This is a genomic window from Paenibacillus ginsengihumi DSM 21568, from assembly GCF_000380965.1.
GTDB lineage: Bacteria > Bacillota > Bacilli > Paenibacillales > NBRC-103111 > Paenibacillus_G > Paenibacillus_G ginsengihumi.
This window is the reverse complement of the sequence record NZ_KB905600.1, coordinates 20,518-35,659: the sequence shown is the minus strand read 5'-3', so window position 1 is coordinate 35,659 and position 15,142 is coordinate 20,518. Positions and strand designations below refer to the sequence as shown.

The 15,142-nt window shown below is 56.0% G+C and carries 16 protein-coding genes and 1 pseudogene; 14 read left to right on the top strand and 3 right to left on the bottom strand.

Translation table 11 applies throughout. From position 1 onward, the window contains the following. A pseudogene (locus tag F591_RS32400) lies at positions 1-151 on the bottom strand (IS21 family transposase); the annotation flags it as partial. Between the two features lie 440 nt (positions 152-591). Between F591_RS32400 and F591_RS0120630 the strand changes: the two are divergent. From F591_RS0120630 to F591_RS0120620, 3 genes are read left to right on the top strand one after another with little or no spacing between them, the layout of a single operon-like run. Continuing rightward, positions 592-1,053 carry a MarR family winged helix-turn-helix transcriptional regulator gene (locus F591_RS0120630; RefSeq protein WP_051109229.1) on the top strand — a complete coding sequence of 154 codons (462 nt, stop codon included), beginning with the start codon at positions 592-594 and terminating at the stop codon, positions 1,051-1,053. A gap of 44 nt (positions 1,054-1,097) precedes the next feature. Then, a complete protein-coding gene (locus tag F591_RS0120625; RefSeq protein WP_425414370.1) occupies positions 1,098-2,774 on the top strand; it encodes an ABC transporter ATP-binding protein in 1,677 nt (558 codons plus the stop codon). Next, complete coding sequence (locus tag F591_RS0120620; protein WP_019536512.1) at positions 2,771-4,657, top strand: ABC transporter ATP-binding protein; 1,887 nt, start codon at positions 2,771-2,773, stop codon at positions 4,655-4,657. The genes F591_RS0120625 and F591_RS0120620 overlap by 4 nt, the downstream gene beginning before the upstream one ends. A gap of 78 nt (positions 4,658-4,735) precedes the next feature. Here F591_RS0120620 and F591_RS0120615 read toward each other — a convergent pair whose 3' ends face one another. Beyond that, positions 4,736-5,263: a hypothetical protein gene (locus F591_RS0120615; protein ID WP_156829638.1), complete on the bottom strand. Its 528-nt coding sequence runs from the start codon at positions 5,261-5,263 to the stop codon at positions 4,736-4,738. A 183-nt stretch (positions 5,264-5,446) separates the two neighbouring features. On the opposite strand from F591_RS0120615, the gene F591_RS0120610 reads away from it, so the two are divergent. The 10 genes from F591_RS0120610 to rsmI all read left to right on the top strand — a co-directional run bounded on the left by F591_RS0120610 (position 5,447) and on the right by rsmI (position 13,029). Continuing rightward, on the top strand, positions 5,447-5,650 hold the full coding sequence (locus F591_RS0120610) for a sigma factor G inhibitor Gin (RefSeq protein ID WP_019536510.1): 204 nt from the start codon (positions 5,447-5,449) through the stop codon (positions 5,648-5,650). Positions 5,651-5,788: 138 nt separating this feature from the next. After that, on the top strand, positions 5,789-7,291 hold the full coding sequence (locus F591_RS0120605; protein WP_019536509.1) for an aminotransferase class I/II-fold pyridoxal phosphate-dependent enzyme: 1,503 nt from the start codon (positions 5,789-5,791) through the stop codon (positions 7,289-7,291). A 102-nt stretch (positions 7,292-7,393) separates the two neighbouring features. Next, the gene (gene tmk / locus F591_RS28600) at positions 7,394-8,032 is read left to right on the top strand and encodes a dTMP kinase (RefSeq protein WP_019536508.1); all 639 of its coding nucleotides are present in this window, start codon (positions 7,394-7,396) and stop codon (positions 8,030-8,032) included. Between the two features lie 135 nt (positions 8,033-8,167). Then, positions 8,168-8,497 (top strand): cyclic-di-AMP receptor, encoded by a 330-nt coding sequence (locus F591_RS0120590; protein WP_019536507.1) that lies wholly within the window; start codon positions 8,168-8,170, stop codon positions 8,495-8,497. A gap of 78 nt (positions 8,498-8,575) precedes the next feature. Continuing rightward, the gene (locus F591_RS0120585; protein WP_019536506.1) at positions 8,576-9,022 is read left to right on the top strand and encodes a YaaR family protein; all 447 of its coding nucleotides are present in this window, start codon (positions 8,576-8,578) and stop codon (positions 9,020-9,022) included. Between the two features lie 41 nt (positions 9,023-9,063). Further along, positions 9,064-10,041: a DNA polymerase III subunit delta' gene (gene holB / locus F591_RS0120580; RefSeq protein WP_019536505.1), complete on the top strand. Its 978-nt coding sequence runs from the start codon at positions 9,064-9,066 to the stop codon at positions 10,039-10,041. A gap of 2 nt (positions 10,042-10,043) precedes the next feature. Then, on the top strand, positions 10,044-10,847 hold the full coding sequence (locus F591_RS0120575) for a PSP1 domain-containing protein (protein WP_019536504.1): 804 nt from the start codon (positions 10,044-10,046) through the stop codon (positions 10,845-10,847). Between the two features lie 36 nt (positions 10,848-10,883). Then, positions 10,884-11,231 carry a DNA replication initiation control protein YabA gene (gene yabA / locus F591_RS0120570; protein ID WP_019536503.1) on the top strand — a complete coding sequence of 116 codons (348 nt, stop codon included), beginning with the start codon at positions 10,884-10,886 and terminating at the stop codon, positions 11,229-11,231. An 84-nt stretch (positions 11,232-11,315) separates the two neighbouring features. Further along, positions 11,316-12,080: a tRNA1(Val) (adenine(37)-N6)-methyltransferase gene (locus F591_RS0120565; RefSeq protein WP_019536502.1), complete on the top strand. Its 765-nt coding sequence runs from the start codon at positions 11,316-11,318 to the stop codon at positions 12,078-12,080. A 61-nt stretch (positions 12,081-12,141) separates the two neighbouring features. Further along, positions 12,142-13,029, top strand: a complete 888-nt coding sequence (gene rsmI, locus F591_RS0120560; protein WP_019536501.1) for a 16S rRNA (cytidine(1402)-2'-O)-methyltransferase — start codon at positions 12,142-12,144, stop codon at positions 13,027-13,029. 177 nt (positions 13,030-13,206) lie between these two features. On the opposite strand, the gene F591_RS0120555 is transcribed toward rsmI, so the two are convergent. Then, positions 13,207-13,461 (bottom strand): AbrB/MazE/SpoVT family DNA-binding domain-containing protein, encoded by a 255-nt coding sequence (locus tag F591_RS0120555; RefSeq protein WP_013921256.1) that lies wholly within the window; start codon positions 13,459-13,461, stop codon positions 13,207-13,209. Positions 13,462-13,832: 371 nt separating this feature from the next. Here F591_RS0120555 and F591_RS0120550 point away from each other — a divergent pair, with 371 nt between their 5' ends. Further along, complete coding sequence (locus F591_RS0120550) at positions 13,833-15,119, top strand: HD domain-containing protein (protein ID WP_019536500.1); 1,287 nt, start codon at positions 13,833-13,835, stop codon at positions 15,117-15,119. Positions 15,120-15,142: the final 23 nt, after the last annotated feature.

Sequence of the window (15,142 nt, the reverse complement as noted above, 5' to 3'; positions counted from 1 at the left end):
TGGTTTCCTTGTACGGATCGAGTTTCGATCCCCGTTTTGCACGCTCCTTCGCCTCCGGAATATGACCGTCCCGTACATATTTTCGCACGGTGTTTCGGGAGTGGCCGGTTTCTTTGGCAATTTGACGAAGACTCTTCCCATCCGCTTTCATTTCGTGTAATCTCAAGACAGTCCCGCCTTTCAGCACTTGATATTCTCCTCTCTCAGGTTCCTTGGTCGGAAATCTCTGAGAGAGAGATTCGCTGAAGGTGGGTCATTTTCATTCCGGCGCCGGTGGGTCAATTATAACCCGGCTGTGACAGGGGCAGCGCTAACGCAGAGTGTTCGGGGGCCGCCTGCTGAGTTTCACAGCCGCAATAGCCGCAGTAAAGTATAGGTTTCGCACGCTTAAGAACTTTTCCGAAGGAAAGGTTTTCCTTCCAGTCCGCAAATAACCATTCTTTTATTCGTTGACGAATGCATTTCCCCCATATATAATTAGGTTGCCAAAATAAATAATAACTGAAATATTTGGATTTCGAACTATGTGCTCCAGGGGAAGGAGAGAAAACATTGCAGGATGATGAGCTGCGAAATATCGCTAAGCAATTCATGGAATCGTTTATCCAATCGAGGCCTCGGGCGAATATGATGCAAGACCGAAGGATGGCCAATCGAAAACCGGCCGAAATTATGGTGCTTTACTGCATTAGCAGACATGTTCAGGATGACTCGGAAGGGATGATGGTTTCTGAAATCAGCGGAAAACTAGGCGTCACCTCGCCGACGGTCACGCAGCATATTAACAGCCTGGAATCGCAAGGGTTTGTCGAGCGGCACGCTGACCCTGCCGACCGGCGAATCGTGCGGGTTCGGCTGACAGAGCAGGGGCATAAATATATTCAACGCATTAATGAAGCACGCCTGCAAATGTTTGTTGGCCTCGTAGAGCATTTGGGCAAGGAAGAGAGCGTCCGTTTTATCGAGACGATGAAGAAAGCATCGGAATATATGCTCAAACAGCAAGAGACGTATATGCGAAATATGATGGCGGATGGAGATGAAGGCCCTTGAGCAAGCTGCTTATTTATTTGAAGCCTTATCGCGGTTTGGTGGCTATGGTATTGGTATTAGTATTTCTCCAGGCGCTGTCGGAGCTATACTTGCCGACGATCATGGCCGATATCGTCAATATAGGCGTTCAGCACGGCGATACGCCATATATCCTGAAGATGGGAGGCTGGATGCTGCTTGTTGCGGCGTTCGGCGCGATCTGTACCATTATCGGCAGCCTTTATTCCGCCAAGGCAGCGGCAGGCTTCGGAAGGGATCTTCGCAGCGAGTTATTCGCCCGCGTCAGCGGCTTCTCGCAGCAGGAATTCGACAAGCTTGGCACCGCATCGTTAATTACGCGGACGACGAACGACATTACGCAGGTGCAGCAAGTGCTCATCATGATGATGAGAATGATGATCGTAGCTCCGATGATGGCGGTCGGAGGCGTCATCATGGCGCTGATGAAGGATGCAACGCTGGCGCTGGTTATTATCGGCGTCATGCCGGTCCTGGCGCTGGCGATCTTCCTCATTGCCCGCAAGGGCATTCCGCTGTTCAAGGCGATACAGACCAAGCTGGACCGGCTCAATCTTGTGCAGCGTGAAGGACTGACAGGTATCCGCGTCATTCGAGCATTCAATCGCATCGACCATGAGAAGCGACGATTCGAAACGGCGAACCGGGATTTGACCGATACCGCGTTGAAGGTAAATCGCATTATGGCTCTGATGATGCCGACGATGATGCTGATTATTAACTTCGCTTCCGTCGCCATTATTTGGTTCGGCGGCATTCGTATCGAGCAGGGGCATATGCAGGTCGGGGATTTGATGGCTTTCCTTCAGTATGCGATGATGATCCTGTTCTCACTCATTATGCTGTCGTTTATTTTCGTAATGCTGCCCCGAGCCGCTGCATCGGCTGAGCGAATCCGGGAAGTATTGGAGCATACGGGAAGCATTAGCGACCCTCCTCATCCTGCCGCTACGGGTCGGGGAGGGAATGTGGAATTTCGTAACGTAACGTTCCGTTATCCAGGAGCGGAACAGCCTGCACTGGAGAACATCTCTTTCGAAGCCAAGCCGGGTGAAGTGACGGCGATTATCGGCGGTACCGGTTCGGGGAAATCGACCTTGATCGGCTTGATTCCGCGATTTTACGATGCGGAAAGCGGCAGCGTGCTGGTAGATGGCATTGACGTGCGGGAGATGACGCAGGAGAGCCTGCGCGAAAAGATCGGCTTCGTTCCGCAGAAGGCGGTGCTGTTCTCCGGCACGATCGCCGACAATATTCGTTACGGCAAGGAGGATGCCGACGACGCGGAAGTGCGGCGGGCAGCGGAGACGGCGCAAGCCATGGATTTTATTATGGAGATGGAGGGCGGCTTTGAGGCCCGCATTGCCCAGGGCGGATCGAACGTATCGGGCGGCCAGAAGCAGCGCTTGTCCATTGCCAGGGCTTTAGTGCGCAAGCCGCAAATTTATATATTCGACGACAGCTTCTCGGCGCTCGATTACAAGACGGACGCGAAGCTGCGGCAAGCGCTGAAGGCGGAGACGGGGAATGCGACGGTCATTATTGTGGCGCAGCGCGTCAGCACCGTTATCGATGCGGACCGCATCATCGTTCTGGAGGACGGCCGGATCGCGGGCAGCGGCACGCACGAGCAGTTGATGCAGGATAACGCGGTGTATCGGGAAATCGTTGCCTCGCAGTTGTCGGAGGAGGAGATCGCATGAACGGACGACACGAGCAAGCTTCGCATAGGCGGCAAGGCCCGAGACACGGCGGCGGCCCGATGGGCGGGCCATCCGGCATGCCGGCCGAGAAGGCGAAGGATTTCAAAGGCACGCTGAAACGGCTGCTGGCCTATTTGAAGCCGCATAAATATTCATTGATCGCCGTGTTCGTCATGGCGGTTCTCAGCACCGCGTTCTCCATTCTCGGCCCGAAGATTATGGGGCTTGCCACGACAGAGCTGTTCAGAGGCGTAATGGCACGGATGGGAGGCGCCCAAGGAACCGGCATCGATTTTGATTATATTTGGAGCATTGTCGTAACGTTGATCGTGTTATATTTGTTCAGCTCGGTATTCGGCTTTTTTCAGCAGTATGTGATGGCCGGCGTAGCGCAGAAGACCGTATACAATATGCGCCGCGATGTGAACGACAAGCTGTCCCGGTTGCCGCTGAAATATTTCGACTCTCGCACGCACGGCGAGACGCTCAGCCGCATTACGAACGATGTGGACAATATCAGCAATACGATGCAGCAAAGTCTGACGCAGTTAATGACTTCCGTCACGACCATTATCGGCGTCATTGTCATGATGCTGACGATCAGCCCGCTGCTGACGCTGATCTGCATCGTGACTTTGCCGCTAAGCGGGATCGTCACGGCCAGAATCGCCAAGCGCTCCCAAGGCTATTTCATAGGCCAGCAGCGCTCGCTGGGCGAGTTGAACGGCCATGTCGAGGAAATGTACGCAGGCCATCAAATCGTCAAGGTGTTCGGAAGGGAGAAGAACTCCATTCGGAGGTTCAACGAGATTAACGAACAACTGTACGATTCAGGCTGGCGCGCGCAGTTTGTCTCGGGGATTATGATGCCGCTCATGAGCTTCATCGGCAATGTCGGTTATATGCTCATTTGCGTGGTGGGCGGCCTGCTTGTCGCCTGGCAGCGCATCGCGATCGGCGACGTGCAGGCGTTCATCCAATATGCCCGGCAATTCTCCATGCCGATTACCCAGGCGGCGAATATTGCCAATATTATTCAATCGACCGTCGCGTCGGCCGAACGGGTGTTTGAACTGCTGGACGAACAGGAAGAGGAACGCGAAGCCGATCATGGAATTGGGCTAGAGAAGCCGCGGGGAGCGGTGGCGTTCCGTCACGTGCGGTTCGGCTATACGGAAGATGCCCTTCTGATGGACGATCTGAATATCGATGTGAAACCGGGCCAAATGGTCGCGATCGTCGGTCCGACCGGCGCCGGCAAGACGACCCTTGTCAATCTGCTGATGCGATTCTATGAAATTAACGGCGGCAGCATTGCGATCGACGGCCGCGATATTCGCGATATGAAGCGCGGCGAGCTGCGCAGCCTGTTCGGGATGGTGCTGCAGGATACGTGGCTGTTCAACGGAACGATTCGCGACAACATCGCCTATGGCCGGGAAAATGCGACGGAGGAGGAGATCGTGCAGGCGGCCGTCGCCGCGCATGCGGACCATTTCATTCGCACGCTGCCGGAAGGGTACGATACGATTCTGAATGAAGAGGGGAGCAACCTGTCTCAAGGCCAGAAGCAGCTGCTGACGATTGCGCGCGCAGTGCTGGCCGATCCGTCGATCCTTATTTTGGACGAAGCGACCAGCAGCGTTGACACGCGGACGGAGGTTCATATCCAGGAGGCGATGGCGCGTCTCATGGAAGGGCGAACCAGCTTCGTGATCGCCCACCGTTTGTCGACGATCCGCAATGCGGATATGATTCTCGTCATGAACAAGGGCAGTGTCATCGAGCAGGGGACGCATGAGGAGCTTCTGCAGCAAGGCGGATTTTATGCGGACCTGTACAACAGCCAATTCCAATCGCCGAATGTGCAGGAAGCGATCTGAGTGGGCTAGACGCCGCTGGACGAGCGGCGTCTTTCATCTTGTTGAAGGCCAAAAGGCAAAAGGGCGGACAAAGCGGCATCATTGCGCATAGCACGAGGTATCGCTCTCGTTGATTTTCAAGTACCCTACATGCCGGTGGGCTCGCATTCGGAACAAAATCCAAAATCGCGGCGCAAGAATCCATAAGTGGACCATGACCAGGCGGGCAATCAGCTCGTGGTCAATCCAAGGGAAGAAGCAGCCGATGATGGCCAGCGCAATGCCCAACAGCTGCCAGTGGAGACGCAGCATGCGGTCCATGGCGATATGCGTGCCGGCAATCCAGCCGAGCCAAGGCAGCTGATAATGCCACTTCCAGCCGGTCAGGCTGCGGCGTTCCTTCACTTTATGCAAAATATACAATAAAGCGGCATGCAGCAGGACGATGAGGGCGAGGCTGAGCGGTACATACCACAGCCTCAGTCGAAACAAGTCCCATATCCACCATCCGGCGGGAAAAATCCAGTACAGCGCCAGCAGCTTCGGATGATAACGGATACGCTGCAGCAGCGTATAATGATAGATCGTCGAATTGGCGGACAGCCGCTTTCGGGTCATAGTGGCCACGATCCAAGTCCTCGCTTATTTTCAAGATTCGGGCAGGGTAACATCTATTATATCGGAAAAGAGGCGAAAATAAATGAGCGCTGTCACCGCAAAGGCGTTTTCTACATAAAAATATAGTACCCAGCGTATACGTTTGAGAGAATCGGGACATACTGGTAGAAAACAAGAATAGAGGTGATTCGGATGAGCGAAGCGCTGCAGCAACAGCATGAGCTGACTCACCATTGCATTATTTGCGGACGGCAGAAGGAAGAAGGCATTATGATCGTATCGGAATTTATTTGCGAGGATTGCGAGACGGAAATGGTCAAGACGGACGTCCGGGACGCCAAATATCCGTTCTTTATACATCGAATGAAGCGAATCTTTTACAAAAAAGAGGGGTAGGCAGAAAGTCCATCCTTTACCGCTTGCCGCGCATCCTTTTGGCGAAATACGGGGCCTCCATTCCAACGGGCAGTTGGAGGAGGTTTTTTTGTTTGTTACAATACGGTTAGACGAGAAATGCACGGGAGGTGCCGGGAGATGACAGACGGGCAGCGAAGGGCGCCCTTGTATGAACAGCTTGTCCGCCACCGGGAGCGGGCTCCGGCCAGCTTTCACGTGCCGGGGCACAAATCGGGCCGCGGGCTCGACCCGGCAGCTTCCGGGCTGTTCCGGGATATCATGAGCATCGATCTGACCGAAATACCGGGACTGGACGATTTGCACCAGCCGGAGGAAGCGATTCTGGAGGCTCAGCGATTGGCGGCGCGCTGTTTTGGAGCGGAAGAGACGATGTTTCTGATCGGCGGCAGCACTGTCGGCAATCTGGCCATGATCTTGTCGGTTTGCAGTCGCGGCGACGTGCTGCTCGTGCAAAGAGATGCCCATAAATCGGTGATTCACGCTCTGATGCTGGCCGGCGCGAAGGCCGTGTTCCTGATGCCGCGCATCGGCCCGCGGGGAGTCGCTTGCGGCCTGGCGGTGGAAGATATCGCCGAAGCCTTGAAGACATACCCGGAAGCGAAGGGGCTGCTCATGACGAACCCTTCGTATTATGGCATCGGCGTCGATCTGAAGCCGATCGCGGATTTGCTGCACCAGCACGGGAAGGTGCTGCTGGTGGACGAAGCGCACGGCGCGCACTTCGGCCTGCACCGCGAGCTCCCCGCAAGCGCCATGGCGTCGGGCGCCGATGCGGCCGTGCAGTCGACGCACAAAATGTTGACGTCGATGACGATGACGGCCATGCTCCACGTGCAGGGGCCGCGCATGCCGCGCAGCGCGCTCAAGCGGCTGCTGGCCATGCTGCAAAGCTCGAGCCCATCGTACCCGCTGCTGGCCAGCCTGGATGTGGCGCGGCGGCAGATGGCGCTGCAGGGAGAGGCCTTGCTGGGCCAAGCGCTCTCCGCCGCCGGATTGCTCAGAAAGCGAATCGGTTCGCTATCGCGTCTGCGCTGTCTTCATGCGGCAGAAGCCGAGTCGCCGTTTCCGGCCGATTGCACGTATGATCCGTTAAAGATTCTGATATACGACAGAGCGGGAACGGGGGACGGATACAGGCTGAAGGCGGAGCTGGAGCAGGCCGGCTGCTTCCCGGAGCTGGCCGACCCGGCGCATGTGCTGCTCGTGCTCGGCCCGGGAAGCCGGGAAGCCGATATCGAGCGGTTGGCCGCAGCCCTGCGCGGGATCGACGGCCGGCTGCCGTCTGGCAGCGCCTCCGCCTGTAACCCTTCCGGCCCCGCCGAGGCGCCTCTTCGGCTCCTGCCGGATATGGCGGCGATGTCCGCGCCGGTGGCCTTCGATCTGAGCCTGGCCTCTCAGGCGCCGGAGCGCTGGGTGTCCGTTGCCGAATGCGAGGGCTATACAGCCGCGCAAATGATCGTGCCTTATCCGCCCGGCATTCCGCTGCTGTACCCGGGCGAGACGATTACCCGGCCGGTCGCGGAATTGTTGGCGCGGCTGGCGGACAGCGGCTGCCGGTTTCACGGGCATGATGTGGCGAAGGAGCGGACCGTGCCGGTCAGCGGGCGGGCGCCGGTGTGAGCGTGATGCATGCATGGATCGGGAAAGCGGAAGACATCGCCTTTTCAATTATGGTATAGTGTAACAAATACAAAGAATTATCATGGCAGGAGTCCGAACGATTTGAGACAAGGGTACTTTATTACGATAGAAGGCGGAGAAGGCGCAGGCAAGACGTCGGCCATCGCGATGTTGCGGGACTGGCTGGAGCAGCGCGGCCATGCGGTCACGACGACGCGGGAGCCCGGCGGGATCCGGATTGCGGAAGAGATTCGCTCCATTATTTTGGATACGAGCAACACCGGCATGGACAGCCGGACGGAAGCGCTATTGTATGCTGCAGCGCGCCGCCAGCACCTGGTGGAGAAAGTCATCCCCGCCCTTGAGGCCGGGCAAGTGGTGCTGTGCGACCGGTTCGTCGATAGCAGCCTGGTGTATCAAGGCATTGCCCGCGGCCTCGGGCTGGAGGCGATCCGCGAAATCAACCGCTTCGCCATTGAACGGTGGATGCCGGATTTGACGATCTATATGGATGTCGCGCCGGAGATCGGGCTGGCCCGCATTCGGGCCGACCGGGAGCGGGAGATGAACCGGCTCGATCTGGAGCCGGACGACTTCCACCGGAAGGTGCGCGAAGGCTATCGGCGGGTTGCATCGCAGCATCCGGAGCGGATCGTGACGATCGATGCAAGCTTGCCTCAGGAGCAGGTCTATGAAGCGATTCGCCGTTGTTTGAACCATAAGCTGCCGCCGCGAGTATAATGTAGAACATTCCTATATATAATGAAGGAATTTTTGCAGGCCGCGTCAAATGTATTATGATATCCAGGCGCGAGCGCAGCGGTCTCGGGCTTGTCCCGGGCAGCGCCAAGTTCCATGATAAGGGAGGCTGGTCATATGAAGCTGGTAATCGCCGTGGTGCAGGATAAGGACAGCAACCGTCTGTCGAACGCTTTGATCAAGGAAGGGTTTCGGGCAACGAAGCTTGCGAGTACGGGCGGATTCCTACGAGCCGGCAATACGACATTCCTGATAGGAACGGAGGACGAGCGGGTCAGCGAAGTGCTTCAAGTGATCAAGGCGAATTGCAAAATCCGCGAGCAGATGATCACGCCGGTCTCCCCGATGGGCGGCACGACCGACTCTTACATCCCGTTCCCTGTGGAGGTTCAAGTGGGAGGAGCCGCGGTTTTCGTCATGCCGGTCGAGCGCTTCGAGCATTATTGAACGTGGCAGACCGTCTTAGGTTAACGCGGGACGGTCAGGACAAAGCGACATTATGCTGAGTTGGAAAGGAATCGGACAGTGAAGATAAATCCGGGCTGGCGCCCCTTCGGCAAAGAAATCGTGCGCAATGAAAATGCGCCATCGCAACATTTGCAGCAAAAATCGTTCTCCGATACGATGCGGCAGCATGACGACCGGGCATCGCAGGAGCAGCTGCAGCGCATTCTGGAGCAAATTCACCAGCAAGCCGAACGGCTGAACCGCTCGATGACCGTTCGCGAGCTGCGGCAGTATAAGCTGCTTGTCAAGCAGTATTTGGAGGAGACGGCCCGCCGCGGCATCCGGCTTCGCGAAACGCGAGGCTGGGACCGCCGGGGGCGCGCCAAGCGGTACAAGCTCCTCGAGGAAATCGACCAGGAGCTGCTCGGTCTCGCCGAGGAGCTGCTGGATACCGAGCAGGGCCGCATCGAGCTGCTGCGCAAGGTCGGGGAAATCCGCGGCATGCTGATCAACCTGGCATTCTAGACGCCGGATAGAGCTGGATCGATAAGAAGGGACGAAACGATATGCCGTTTCAATCCATCGAGGGTCAGGAACGAGTGAAGCGAATACTGCAAAACAGCTTGCGAACCGATAAAGTTTCGCATGCTTATATATTTACCGGGCCGGACGGAACGGGACGGAGGGCGATGGCCCGCGCCTTCGCTCAGGCGCTGTACTGCAAGGTGCTGCCGGACGATGCATGCGGCGAGTGCCTGGATTGCCGCAAGATCGAGCACGGCAACCATCCCGACCTCTACTGGCTCGAGCCGGATGGCGCATCGATCAAGATCGAGCAAATCCGCGAGCTGCAGAAGCAGTTTGCTTACCGCGCCGGCGCTTCCGGCCTGAAGATGTACATTCTGGAGCAGGCGGACAAAATGACGCCCCAAGCGGCCAACAGCCTGCTGAAGTTTCTGGAGGAGCCGGCCGCGCGGGTAGTCGCTATCCTCATCACGGAGAACGGGCATGCCCTGCTGCCGACGATACGCTCCAGGTCGCAATGGATTCCGTTTCTTCCGCTGAACCGCAGCCGCATGACGGAGAAGCTGCTGGAGGAAGGTTTTCCCCCGGCGCTGGTGCAGACGGCCGTGCGCTTGTCGGCTGGAACGGGGGGCGCGCGCGAGCTCATGCAAGGAAATGGGTTTGCAGAAATCAGAAGCCAAGTGATACAATTAAGCAAGGAGAGCTTGACAAGGCTTCCGGCCGCGCTGCTGGCGCTTCAACAGCAGCTGGCGAAGGGAGAGCTGAGCGATCGGCTCACGCTGTTTTTGGACATGCTGATCCTTTGGCTGAAAGATATGGTGCAGCTGCGACTCGGCAACCGCGAAGGCCTGGTCTTCTCCGACCAGGCGGAATGGATGGCGCAGCATGCGCTTCGCTATACGCTGGAGCACTGGATGTCGGGGCTGGAGCAGGCGGTGGAGGCGCAGAAACGGTTGCGGTTTCACGCCAATGCCCAGCTGGTGCTGGAACAATTATTCATGCGGCTAAAGGGGGGTTAGGATTGTTTTCAGTCGTGGGCGTCCGCTTCAAGAAAGCGGGGAAAATATATTATTTCGATCCGAGCGACCTGCCGGTGGAGCAGGAGCACGCAGTCATCGTGGAAACCGCGCGGGGGATCGAATACGGCAAGGTGGTCATCGGCCGCAGAACCGTCGATGAAGCCGATGTGGTGCAGCCGCTGAAGAGAGTGATTCGTATCGCCGATCAGAACGACGCCAAGCTGGTGGAGGATAACCGGGCGGCAGCGAAGAACGCCTTCTCGATTTGCCAGGATAAAATCAAGGACCATCAGCTGAAGATGAAGCTGGTGGACGTTGAATATACATTCGACCGCAACAAAATTATTTTTTATTTTACGGCTGAAGGACGGGTCGACTTTCGCGAGCTGGTCAAAGATTTGGCCAGCATCTTCCGCACACGGATCGAGCTGAGGCAGATCGGCGTGCGCGACGAGGCCAAGATGCTGGGGGGCATCGGGCCTTGCGGGCGCATTCTGTGCTGCTCTTCATTCCTCGGCGATTTCGAGCCGGTATCGATCAAGATGGCGAAGGATCAGAACTTATCGCTGAATCCGACCAAAATTTCGGGGCTGTGCGGACGCTTGATGTGCTGCCTCAAGTATGAGCACGACAATTACGAGAGCGCCAAGGACGAACTGCCGCGCATCGGGTCCGAGGTCGTCACTCCGTTCGGCAACGGCCGCCTCGTCTCGCTGAATGTGAACGATCGGCTCGCCAAGGTGCAAATCTTCGATATGAAAAAAGTGATGGATCTTCCTTTGGACGACGTGGTGGAGCAGGCCTGACAAAGGACGTAAGCTGCCTTATTTCGAGGTGAACGCGTGGATAAAAGGGACATTTTCGTACAAATCGATCAAATGGAAGAGCAGATGGGTCAGCTGTACAGCGAGCTGGGACAAGTCAAGCGGCAGCTGATTGAGATATTGGAAGAAAACAAGCGCCTGAGCATAGAGAACCAGCAGCTGCGGAAGCTGCTCAAGAAAGATGCGGCTGTGTCCGCCGCAGTGCCGCAGCATGCCGCGGGAGCGCAGGTTAAAGAGCCGATCGGCGAAGGGTACGACAACCTGGCCCGCATCTATCACGAAGGCTTTCATATATGCAATGTGTATTACGGACATCTGCGTATGGAAGGCGATTGTCTGTTCTGCATGTCATTTTTGAATAAATGAAAATGATGCCGTAGGAAGAATTTCTTCTTGCGGTTTTTTTGAAGTCAAAACGAATGGTAAGATAAGGAAGGAATGCAAGACAGCATGGATGTAACCTTAAAGGAAAGCGAACGGATCGACGATCTGTTGACGCATGATCTAAAAATTATTCAGAGCAGCGAAGTATTCAGCTTTTCGCTGGACGCCGTGCTGCTGGCGAGATTTTGCTCCGTGCCCTTGCGCGGCCGAATCGCCGACCTGTGCTCCGGCAACGGCGTCATCCCGCTGCTAATGACGACGCGAACGAAGGCGGCGAAGATCGTCGGCCTGGAGATTCAGGAAAGGCTGGCGGATATGGCCAGGCGCAATGTGCAGATGAACGGATTGCAAGAGCAAATCCGGATCGTATGCGGAGACCTCAAGGAGACTCACGGCGAGCTTCCGGCGGGCGGGTTCGATCTGGTCACTGTAAATCCCCCATACCTTCCGGTGCCGAGCGGAGATCAGAATGTCAATGAACATGTTGCCGCCGCGCGGCATGAAGTGCTCTGCACGCTGGAGGATGTCGTCAAGGCGTGCAGCCGCCTCGTCAAAAGCGGAGGCCGCGTTGCCATGGTGCACCGTCCGAGCCGGCTGGCCGACATTCTCGCGATGCTGAGACAATATCGGCTGGAGCCCAAGCGCGTGCGGTTCGTCCATCCCCGCGCCGACGCCGAGGCCAATATCGTGCTGGTCGAAGCGCTGCGCGACGGAAAGCCGGAGATTCGCCTGCTCCCGCCGCTGATCGTATATAAGAGCGGCACACAGTATACGGAGGAATTGATGAAGGTCTATTACGGGCAAGAGGCGCAACTGAACGATTTTCGATAATCCATATAGCGGCCCAGTTTGCACAAACGGCAGCGGTGGCCGACGACGAGGGAGATTCGCATTGAACATACAAAAAAGCTATCAGGATGACGGTAAGACGGCCGGCAAGCTGTATCTTGTCGGAACGCCGATCGGCAATTTGGAGGATATGACTTTTCGGGCGGTGCGCGTGCTGCGCGAGGTGCAGTGGATCGCCGCTGAGGATACGCGGCAAACCCGCAAGCTGCTGACCCATTTCGACATAGCGACAAGGCTGGTCAGCTACCATGAGCATAACAAGCAGGCGAGCGGACCGGAGCTGATCCGCCTGCTGGAAGCAGGCGATTCCGTCGCGCTGGTCAGCGATGCCGGCCTCCCGGCGATCAGCGATCCCGGGGCGGATCTCGTAAGGGATGCCATTCGCGCCGGGATCGATGTCGTCCCGATTCCGGGAGCGAATGCCGCCTTGTCGGCCCTGATCATATCCGGGCTGCCGACCGAACGGTTTACGTTTGTCGGTTTCCTGTCCCGCGACCGGAAATCGCTTGTCCGCGAGCTCGAGGCGCTGAAGCGGGAGAAGGGAACCGTGCTGCTGTACGAGGCTCCGCACCGTCTGCAGAAGACGCTTCGCCTGGCCGCCGAGATTCTCGGCGCGGAGAGGGAAGTCGCGCTTGTCCGCGAGCTGACCAAAAGATATGAGGAAGCGGCAAGGGGGACGCTCGGGGAATGCGTGGACTGGCTGGAGCGAACCGCTCCCCAAGGGGAATATGTGGTCGTGCTCGGCGGGGCGGAGGCGGCTGGCGATGAGCCGTCGGAGCAATCGGCCTGGTGGCGGAAGCTCACTCCGCGGGAGCACGTCGCCCATTACGAGGCGCAGGGGCTCGCGCACAAGGAGGCGCTCAGGAGCGCAGCGCAGGATCGCGGCATACCGAAACGGGAGCTGTACAATGAGCTGCACCGCAGCATGTAGGAAGCTCCAAATTTTTTTGTGACATACAGAAAAAATGCGAGGACGCGGGGCGGACAATCGGCGTAGAAAAAAAATACCCGGAACCGCTGGGCAACCGCGGCACGGGATATAGAGGAGATATGAAAAGGTTAGAATTACCTTAGTAAGAACTGCTAGCTTTATTATAACCTATTTTTTTTATTTTGTCACAGGTATTGGCATTTCAGAAATGCATTCATGACAAACAATTTTTCCTTTGAAATAAGAGACGTTCTCGGCGTTGCCACAGAAGATGCAGGCGGGCTCGTATTTCTTCAGCATGATCCGCTCGCCGTCTACATAAATTTCCAAAGCGTCTTTCTCGCCAATGCCCAGCGTTCTGCGCAGCTCGATCGGAATAACGACGCGGCCGAGCTCGTCGACCTTTCTAACAATGCCTGTGGATTTCATCATAATGGGTTCCCCTCTCCATGAGTAGTTGAAATTAATCGTCATGATTCGACATAATTCTTACTTCTTATAATACCAACCATTCCCAAAATAGTCAACATGAATTTCGCGATTTTTCATTCTAGTTTATGGCAGCTTAACAAATGATATGTGCTATGATCCGCAAACGTATATGCTACCTCGAGTATCATGGAACTAGGCCGCAGACCGCCGAAAACATTCGTTGCGTCCGGCCGGTTCGCCGGCGCGGCAATTTGAAGAATGAGCAATAAATGGCAGGCTTGTTACCCCGAAAAAAACAGGTATATCGACATTATGCGACATTATTTTTGTAAGGCTAAGCCTAATTTTGCGAGCGATAAGGAGGATTTGCTATGTCCCGTCCTTTGCAGGAGGAGAAAGTGTTCAAGGACCCGGTACATAAATACATTTACGTGCAGGATCAAACCGTTTGGGATTTGATCAACACCAAGGAATTTCAGCGCCTGCGCCGGGTGCGGCAACTCGGCACCTGCTATCTTACGTTTCACGGGGCGGAGCACAGCCGGTTCTCCCATTCGCTCGGCGTTTATGAGGTGACCCGTAAAATTATTTCGCAATTCGAACGCAACCGGTATGAGGATTGGCCGAAGGAAGAACGGCTGCTGTGCTTGTGCGCCGCTTTGCTGCACGACGTCGGACACGGGCCTTTCTCGCATTCGATCGAGAAAGCGTTCGGCAATCATCATGAGGAATGGTCCCGCCGGATTGTCCTTGGCGATACGGAGATCCATCGCGTGCTGCGCCGCGTATCGCCCTCCTTTCCGCAACAGGTTGCCGACGTCATTGCCAAAACCTATCATCGGGAAATCGTCGTGAGCATGGTTTCCAGCCAAATGGATGCCGACCGAATGGATTATTTATTAAGAGACGCCTACTTCACGGGAGTCAATTATGGAACTTTCGATCTGGAGCGCATCTTGCGGGTGCTGCGTCCGTATAAAGGCCACATTGTCGTGAAGGAGAGCGGAATGCACGCAGTTGAAGATTATTTGATGTCAAGGTACCAGATGTATTGGCAAATTTATTTTCATCCGGTCACGCGCAGCGCCGAAGTGATTTTGCACAAAATCGTGCAGCGGGCGAAGCAACTGTTCGAGGAAGGATTTTCTTTCCGGTTTTGGCTTCCGCCGCTGACGAATCTGTTTTTGCGCAAATTGACGCTCCGCGACCACTACTTACTGGACGAATCGCTCATGCAAACCGTCTTCATGCAATGGGCTTGCGAGGACGATCCGATTCTGGCCGACCTGTGCACCCGATTTCTTCAGCGCAAATTGTTCAAATATGTCACCCTGGAGCGGGTGGACGTCCGTCAGCTCGACCGGCTTCGCGGCTTCATGCAGGAACGGGGCATCGACCCGGCGTATTACCTCGAAATTGATTTTCCGTCCGATCTTTCGTATGATGTGTATCGGCCCGGCGAACAGGACGAAAAGCTGCCTATTCTGATATTAGACGACAAGGATACGCTCACGGAAATTTCCCGCAAGTCCGAAATCGTCCGTTCCATCAGCGGCATTCACATGGGCAAATATCATTTGTATTACCCTGCGGAGCTTCTGGAGAGGCACCGCGCCGAGCTCGATGCCGAGCTGCGGGCCTGGCTTGATGAAGAATGATCTATTTCTTCCAATATAAGGGG

Coding starts and splice junctions, on each gene's coding strand:
- F591_RS0120630 (WP_051109229.1), top strand. CDS start 592: ATGGAATCGTTTATCCAATCGAGGCCTCGGGCGAATATGATGCAAGAC.
- F591_RS0120625 (WP_425414370.1), top strand. CDS start 1,098: ATGGTATTGGTATTAGTATTTCTCCAGGCGCTGTCGGAGCTATACTTG.
- F591_RS0120620 (WP_019536512.1), top strand. CDS start 2,771: ATGAACGGACGACACGAGCAAGCTTCGCATAGGCGGCAAGGCCCGAGA.
- F591_RS0120610 (WP_019536510.1), top strand. CDS start 5,447: ATGAGCGAAGCGCTGCAGCAACAGCATGAGCTGACTCACCATTGCATT.
- F591_RS0120605 (WP_019536509.1), top strand. CDS start 5,789: ATGACAGACGGGCAGCGAAGGGCGCCCTTGTATGAACAGCTTGTCCGC.
- F591_RS0120590 (WP_019536507.1), top strand. CDS start 8,168: ATGAAGCTGGTAATCGCCGTGGTGCAGGATAAGGACAGCAACCGTCTG.
- holB (WP_019536505.1), top strand. CDS start 9,064: ATGCCGTTTCAATCCATCGAGGGTCAGGAACGAGTGAAGCGAATACTG.
- F591_RS0120565 (WP_019536502.1), top strand. CDS start 11,316: ATGGATGTAACCTTAAAGGAAAGCGAACGGATCGACGATCTGTTGACG.
- F591_RS0120555 (WP_013921256.1), bottom strand. CDS start 13,461: ATGATGAAATCCACAGGCATTGTTAGAAAGGTCGACGAGCTCGGCCGC.
- F591_RS0120550 (WP_019536500.1), top strand. CDS start 13,833: ATGTCCCGTCCTTTGCAGGAGGAGAAAGTGTTCAAGGACCCGGTACAT.